7 protein-coding genes are annotated in these 5,153 nt (G+C 75.2%); 4 read left to right on the plus strand and 3 right to left on the minus strand.

Annotated features, from left to right (window positions below; all coding sequences use genetic code 11):
* Nucleotides 1-46: 46 nt before the first annotated feature.
* Both ACFW1A_RS38300 and ACFW1A_RS38305 read right to left on the minus strand, forming a co-directional pair.
* Nucleotides 47-865: a M56 family metallopeptidase gene (locus ACFW1A_RS38300; protein ID WP_380417904.1), complete on the minus strand. Its 819-nt coding sequence runs from the start codon at nucleotides 863-865 to the stop codon at nucleotides 47-49.
* Nucleotides 862-1,251, minus strand: coding sequence for a BlaI/MecI/CopY family transcriptional regulator (locus ACFW1A_RS38305; protein WP_380417907.1), 390 nt, complete (start codon nucleotides 1,249-1,251; stop codon nucleotides 862-864). Before ACFW1A_RS38305 ends, ACFW1A_RS38300 begins: the two co-directional genes overlap by 4 nt.
* Before the next feature lie 109 nt (nucleotides 1,252-1,360).
* Between ACFW1A_RS38305 and ACFW1A_RS38310 the strand changes: the two genes are divergently transcribed.
* The 4 genes from ACFW1A_RS38310 (at nucleotide 1,361) to ACFW1A_RS38325 (ending at nucleotide 4,193) form a co-directional block, all read left to right on the plus strand.
* On the plus strand, nucleotides 1,361-2,032 hold the full coding sequence (locus ACFW1A_RS38310) for a DedA family protein (RefSeq protein WP_380417909.1): 672 nt from the start codon (nucleotides 1,361-1,363) through the stop codon (nucleotides 2,030-2,032).
* Nucleotides 2,032-2,679, plus strand: coding sequence for a phosphatase PAP2 family protein (locus ACFW1A_RS38315; RefSeq protein WP_380417911.1), 648 nt, complete (start codon nucleotides 2,032-2,034; stop codon nucleotides 2,677-2,679). Before ACFW1A_RS38310 ends, ACFW1A_RS38315 begins: the two co-directional genes overlap by 1 nt.
* A 157-nt stretch (nucleotides 2,680-2,836) precedes the next feature.
* Complete coding sequence (locus ACFW1A_RS38320; RefSeq protein ID WP_380417913.1) at nucleotides 2,837-3,349, plus strand: pyridoxamine 5'-phosphate oxidase family protein; 513 nt, start codon at nucleotides 2,837-2,839, stop codon at nucleotides 3,347-3,349.
* A gap of 166 nt (nucleotides 3,350-3,515) precedes the next feature.
* Nucleotides 3,516-4,193, plus strand: a complete 678-nt coding sequence (locus ACFW1A_RS38325) for a phosphonatase-like hydrolase (RefSeq protein WP_380417915.1) — start codon at nucleotides 3,516-3,518, stop codon at nucleotides 4,191-4,193.
* A 37-nt stretch (nucleotides 4,194-4,230) separates the two neighbouring features.
* Here the strand turns inward: ACFW1A_RS38325 and ACFW1A_RS38330 are convergent, their stop codons facing one another.
* Nucleotides 4,231-4,986, minus strand: a complete 756-nt coding sequence (locus ACFW1A_RS38330; RefSeq protein WP_380417917.1) for an SDR family oxidoreductase — start codon at nucleotides 4,984-4,986, stop codon at nucleotides 4,231-4,233.
* Nucleotides 4,987-5,153: the final 167 nt, after the last annotated feature.

Raw genomic sequence — 5,153 nt, forward strand, 5'->3', positions numbered from 1 at the left:
GCTCCGGCGCCCACCGAGATCTCCACCACCTACGTGGGCGGCAGCGTCAGTTGTGTTTACCAGACTGGGGGGCGGCCCGGGCGGCCCGGCCGACCGCGCGGGCGGTCACCGCGCGGTCGCCGACCGAGCGGGCGGCGGACTCGTCGGCCCAGCGCTCCAGGTGGTAGCCGAGCGGGTCGCGCAGCCGGCGCAGCGCGGGGTGCAGCACCGCGGCGTACTCGGCGACGGCCAGGAACAGGTGGTGGCGGGAGGTCAGGTGGGCCCGCTCGTGGGCCAGCAGGGCCGCCCGCTCGGGCGCGGGCAGGGCGCGCAGCATGCCGGCGGTGACCACGATCCGGCCCGGTCGGCCGGGCAGCGCGTAGGCGTCGGCGCGGTCGTCGTCCAGCACGGCCAGCGGGTGCTCGACCGGCTCGGCGTCCTCGGCCCGGGCGGCCAGCAGGCCGGTGGCGGCGCAGGCCCGGCGCAGCAGGGCGAGCGAGTGGCGCAGCGAGGAGCGCTCGGCGGGCAGCCCGAGCGCGGTGCGGGCCCGGCGCAGGTCGCGGTACTGCAGGTGCGCCGTGCGCAGGGTCAGGCTGCCCGAGACGACCAGCGCGACGGCCGCCAGGGTGGCGAGCACCACGGTGGTGGGGGAGGCCCGGTCGAGCCAGGGCAGCGAGAGGTGGCCGAGCGCGGCCACCGCCGGGATCCGCAACAGCCCGTCCACCACCAGCAGCCCGAGCGAGGCGGCGCTGGCGCCGGCCAGCACCGCGCCGGTGGCGCCGAGCACCCAGGCGGCCGCCCGCGGCGGCAGCGCCTCGGCCAGCCGGCGCGCGGCGGGGGCGGCGAGGAAGGGGACCAGGAACGGCGCCCAGACGGCGAGGATCACCGGCGCCCGCCAGGACCGTCGCCGTCGCCGAGCAGCTCGCGCAGCAGTCGCTCGTCCTCGTCGGACAGGTCGGAGACGAACCGGGCCAGCACGGTGGAACGGTCCTGCTCGCGGTCGAGCTCGGTGCGCATCCGGCGGGCGGCCAGGCCCGCCGGGTCCTGCACGGTGGGCGTGTAGGCGTAGGCGCGGCCGGCCCGGGTCCGCTCGACCGTGCCCTTGTCGTGCAGGCGGGCCAGGATCGTGGCGATCGTGGTGCGGGCCAGTTCGCCGCCCAGCGCCGACTGCACGTCCTGCGGGGTCAGCGGCCGGTCGGCGGCCCAGAGCGCGGCCAGCACCTGGGCTTCCAGCTCGCCGGAGGGGCGGCGCGCGGCGGGCAGTTCCGACATGTCGACGTGGCCTCCAGTCTTCGTCTACAGTCATGTAGACCGTCTACGTCACTGTAGACGGTCGAGGCGCGTTCCGACAGGCCCGCCTCCTTCAGTATGAGAGCCCAGTATGAGAGGTCCGCCAACCTTGCTCTCCTCCCAGCTCGCGGTGAACGTGCTCGACGCCTCGTCACTGCTCGCCGCCTTCGGGGCCCTCGGCATCGCCGTGGTGCTCTTCGCCGAGACCGGCCTCCTGGTCGGCTTCTTCCTGCCCGGCGACTCGTTGTTGTTCACCGCCGGCCTGCTCTGCGTCCCCGGCGACCACAAGGGCCCGCACCTGGTGCTGTGGCAGGTGCTGCTGGCCTCGCTGGCCGGCGCGCTGGCCGGCGCCCAGGTCGGCTACCTGCTCGGCCGCAGCGGCGGCCGGGCGCTGCTGGCCCGCAACAAGCGCAAGGCGCTCACCGAGGGCGCCGCCCGGGCCGAGGAGCTGCTGGCCAAGTACGGCCAGGGCAAGGCGATCGTGCTGGCCCGGTTCATCCCGGTGGTGCGCACCGTGCTGAACCCGATGGCCGGGATGCTGGGGGTGCCGCAGCGGACCTTCACCTTCTGGCAGGTGCTCGGCGGGACCGTGTGGACCGTCGGAGTGGTGCTGGCCGGGTACGCCCTGGGATCGTCCGTTCCCAATATCGACAGATATCTGTTGCCCATCATTGGTCTGGTAGTAATTGTCTCCGTGATGCCGATTGCTCTCGAATTGCTCCGCGCCCGCAAGGCCGCCCGCCGCGGCGGGGGTGGCGCCTGATGGCCCAGGGTCTCCTCGCGCCGGTCGAACTGCTCGCCTACGACGGCAGCGGGATCGACGGCGGGTTCTACAAGCAGGTGAACGGCTGGGCCCAGTCGGCGCCGCACTGGCTGGACCAGCTGATCAAGACCTGGTCGGCGCTCGGGCTCGGGCTGTTCGCCGTGCTGATGCTGCTCGCCTGGTGGCAGGCCCGGCGGGCCGACTCGGTGGTGATGGCCCGGGTGCTCGCCTCGCCGCTCATCGTGGTGGTCGCCTACCTGGCCAACTCGTTGCTCAAGAGCCTGGTCCAGGAGGTGCGGCCGTGCCAGCAACTGGGCACCAGCACGCTGGAGGCCTGTCCCGGGGCCGGTGACTGGTCCTTCCCGAGCAACCACACGGTGATCGCCTTCGCTGCGGCCGCCGCGCTCTGGTTCGCGTACCGGTGGATCGGCTGGGTCGCGCTCGGGGCGGCGGTGCTGATGGGCGCCTCCCGGGTCTGGGTGGGCGTGCACTACCCGCACGACGTGCTGGTGGGTGCGGCGGTCGGCCTGCTGGTCGGGCTGCTGCTGGGCTGGACGGCCGGGCGCGCCGCGCCGCTGGTGGACCGGATGCGGGCCGGCGCACTGGCGCCGCTGCTGGGCAGCGGGCCGGCGATCGCGCAGGCCTGAGCCGGCGTCGGCGCAGGTGGGCCGGGGTGACCTGATCGGGTCGCCCCGGCCCCGGTCTTGTGCGGGAAGGGTCGGCGGAGCAGCATGAGACGCCCGTCCGTCCACGGGGCCGGGACCGGGGGAGGCCCGCGCCCCACCACCCTCGAAGGGACGCGCCATGCCGTACCAGCTCGAAGTGATCCAGGGCGACTGGCCCGCCGAGGAGCTCCGCAAGGGCGTCGAGGGGCTGCTGGCGGAGTCGATGGTGCTCACCCTGGCCACCGCCGGGCCCGAGCACGGGCCGCACGCCAACCTGGCCTTCTACGCCTTCGACGAGGAGCTGGTGCTCTACTTCGTCAGCGAGCGCTCCACCCGGCACAGCCTGCACCTGGCCGAGCAGGCCCGGGCGGCGGCCACCGTCTTCCTGCCGCCGCCGGTCTTCGGCGAGCAACTGCGCGGGCTGCAGCTGACCGGGCGGGCCGGCGAGGCCTGGGGCCAGCACGCCGAGGCGGCGCTGGCCGCCTACCAGCGGCGGTACCCGAGCTTCGCCCAGGACCCGCAGGTGCGGGCCCAGTTCCTGGCCGGCGGCGGGGCGGCGGCGCTGTACCGGTTCCAGGTGGAGGAGCTGACCGCGGTGGACGAACCGCACTTCGGGCGGCGCAACTACCTGCGGGCGGCGGTGCGGCGGTAGGCGGGTCGCGCCGGGGGTTGTCCAGTTGTTCAGGTTCAATGGCGTGGTTGTCTGTACAACTTGGGCAGTGTTGGCTTGGTCGTACCCAGCTGGACACCCCGCGTCCACCTGGGTCGCCCAGGCTGGGCGGCGCCGTACTCCTCACCGCTAAGGGCCACTGACTGATATGAGCACCGCTGACATCCGCCTCGTCGTGCTGGACATGGCCGGCACCACCGTCGCCGACGGCGGCCTGGTCGAGCAGGCCTTCACCGCGGCCGCGGCCGAGCTGGGCGTGCTGGCCGGCACCCCCGAGTTCCAGCCGATGCTGGACCACGTCCGGGCGACCATGGGCGAGTCCAAGATCTCCGTCTTCCGGCACCTGTTCGGCGCGGAGGAGAAGGCCCAGCGGGCCAACGCCGCCTTCGAGCAGGCCTACCACGACCTGGTGGACGCCGGGCACTGCGCGCCGCTGCCCGGCGCCGCCGAGGCGATCGCCGAGCTGCGCGCGGCCGGTCTCAAGGTGGCGCTGACCACCGGCTTCTCCCGGGCCACCCAGGACCGGATCCTCGCCGCCCTGGGGTGGCAGGAGATCGCCGACCTGACCCTCTGCCCCGCGGACGCCGGCCGTGGCCGCCCCTACCCCGACATGGCCCTGACGGCGCTGCTGCGCACCGGGACCGACGCGGTGCAGCAGCTCGCGGTGGTCGGCGACACCGGCTACGACATGCTGACCGGGTCGCGGGCCGGCGCGTCGGTGGTGGCCGGCGTGCTGACCGGCGCGCACGACGCCCCGCGGCTGCGCGCGGACGGGGCGACGCACGTGCTGGGCTCGGTGGCGGAGCTGCCGGCGATCCTGCGGTAGCTCCGCACGGCTCGCACGGACGGTCACCGGGCGCGGTTCAGCCCCGGTGGCCGTCCGTGCGTGCGGCCAGGAACTGCTCGAAGGTGCCCCGGCCCACCGCGTGCTCCGGGGCCAGGTGGCCGCCCGCCCGGAACGCGCGGTAGGCCGCGCCGGCCAGCGGCACGGTCAGCACCGGCCGCCGGCGCCCGGTGGCGCGCAGGTAGGCGCGGGCCAGCTCCGGCAGCGTGCGCACGGCGGGCCCGCCCATGTCCGGCACCCGGCCGGCCGGTGCGCCGCCGGCCAGCTCGGCCAGCCGGTCCGCCACCTCGCCCACCTCGATCGGCTGGTCCGCGACGCCCGCCGGGAGCAGCAGCACCGGCAGCTTGGCGGCGGCCCGCAGGACCTGCAGCACCAGGTCGTGGAACTGGGTGGCGCGCAGCACGGTCCAGCCGAGGCCGGACTCCTCGACCAGCCGCTCGACGGCGAACTTGGACCGGTAGTAGCCGTAGGGGACCCGGTCCACCCCGACGATCGAGATGTACACCAGGTGGCCCACCCCGGCGGCCCGTGCGGCCGTGATCAGGTTCCGGGCCGCCGCCTCGTCCCCGCCGCGCGGCGAGCTTGCGCAGTGCACGATCACGTCCGCACCGGCCACGGCCTCCGCCAGCGGCCCGGTCCCGCGGCGCAGGTCCACGGCGTACTGCTGCGCGTGCCGGCTGAGCACCCGCACCTCGTGGCCCGCCGCGCGCAGCCGCTCGGTGACGGGCCGGCCGAGGGTTCCGGTGCCGCCGGTCACCAGGATGGTGGAGGTCATGGCTGTCCTTTCGGGGGTGGGACACCCCGGGACGGGGCGTCCTGCACCTGTGGGACAGCGTGGCGGCGGCAGGCGTGACATCGCACCGGGCGCGCGGCGGACGTCCGGGCCGGGGCCGTGTGCCCGCCGCCCCGGCCCGGGCGTGCGGGCCCCCGGGGACCGGTAAG

The sequence above is a fragment of the Kitasatospora sp. NPDC058965 genome (assembly GCF_042741245.1).
GTDB lineage: Bacteria > Actinomycetota > Actinomycetes > Streptomycetales > Streptomycetaceae > Kitasatospora.

Excerpts from the sequence above, each read along its gene's own strand:
- ACFW1A_RS38305 (WP_380417907.1), bottom strand. The coding sequence starts at position 1,251 with ATGTCGGAACTGCCCGCCGCGCGCCGCCCCTCCGGCGAGCTGGAAGCC.
- ACFW1A_RS38310 (WP_380417909.1), top strand. The coding sequence starts at position 1,361 with ATGAGAGGTCCGCCAACCTTGCTCTCCTCCCAGCTCGCGGTGAACGTG.
- ACFW1A_RS38315 (WP_380417911.1), top strand. The coding sequence starts at position 2,032 with ATGGCCCAGGGTCTCCTCGCGCCGGTCGAACTGCTCGCCTACGACGGC.
- ACFW1A_RS38320 (WP_380417913.1), top strand. The coding sequence starts at position 2,837 with ATGCCGTACCAGCTCGAAGTGATCCAGGGCGACTGGCCCGCCGAGGAG.
- ACFW1A_RS38325 (WP_380417915.1), top strand. The coding sequence starts at position 3,516 with ATGAGCACCGCTGACATCCGCCTCGTCGTGCTGGACATGGCCGGCACC.
- ACFW1A_RS38330 (WP_380417917.1), bottom strand. The coding sequence starts at position 4,986 with ATGACCTCCACCATCCTGGTGACCGGCGGCACCGGAACCCTCGGCCGG.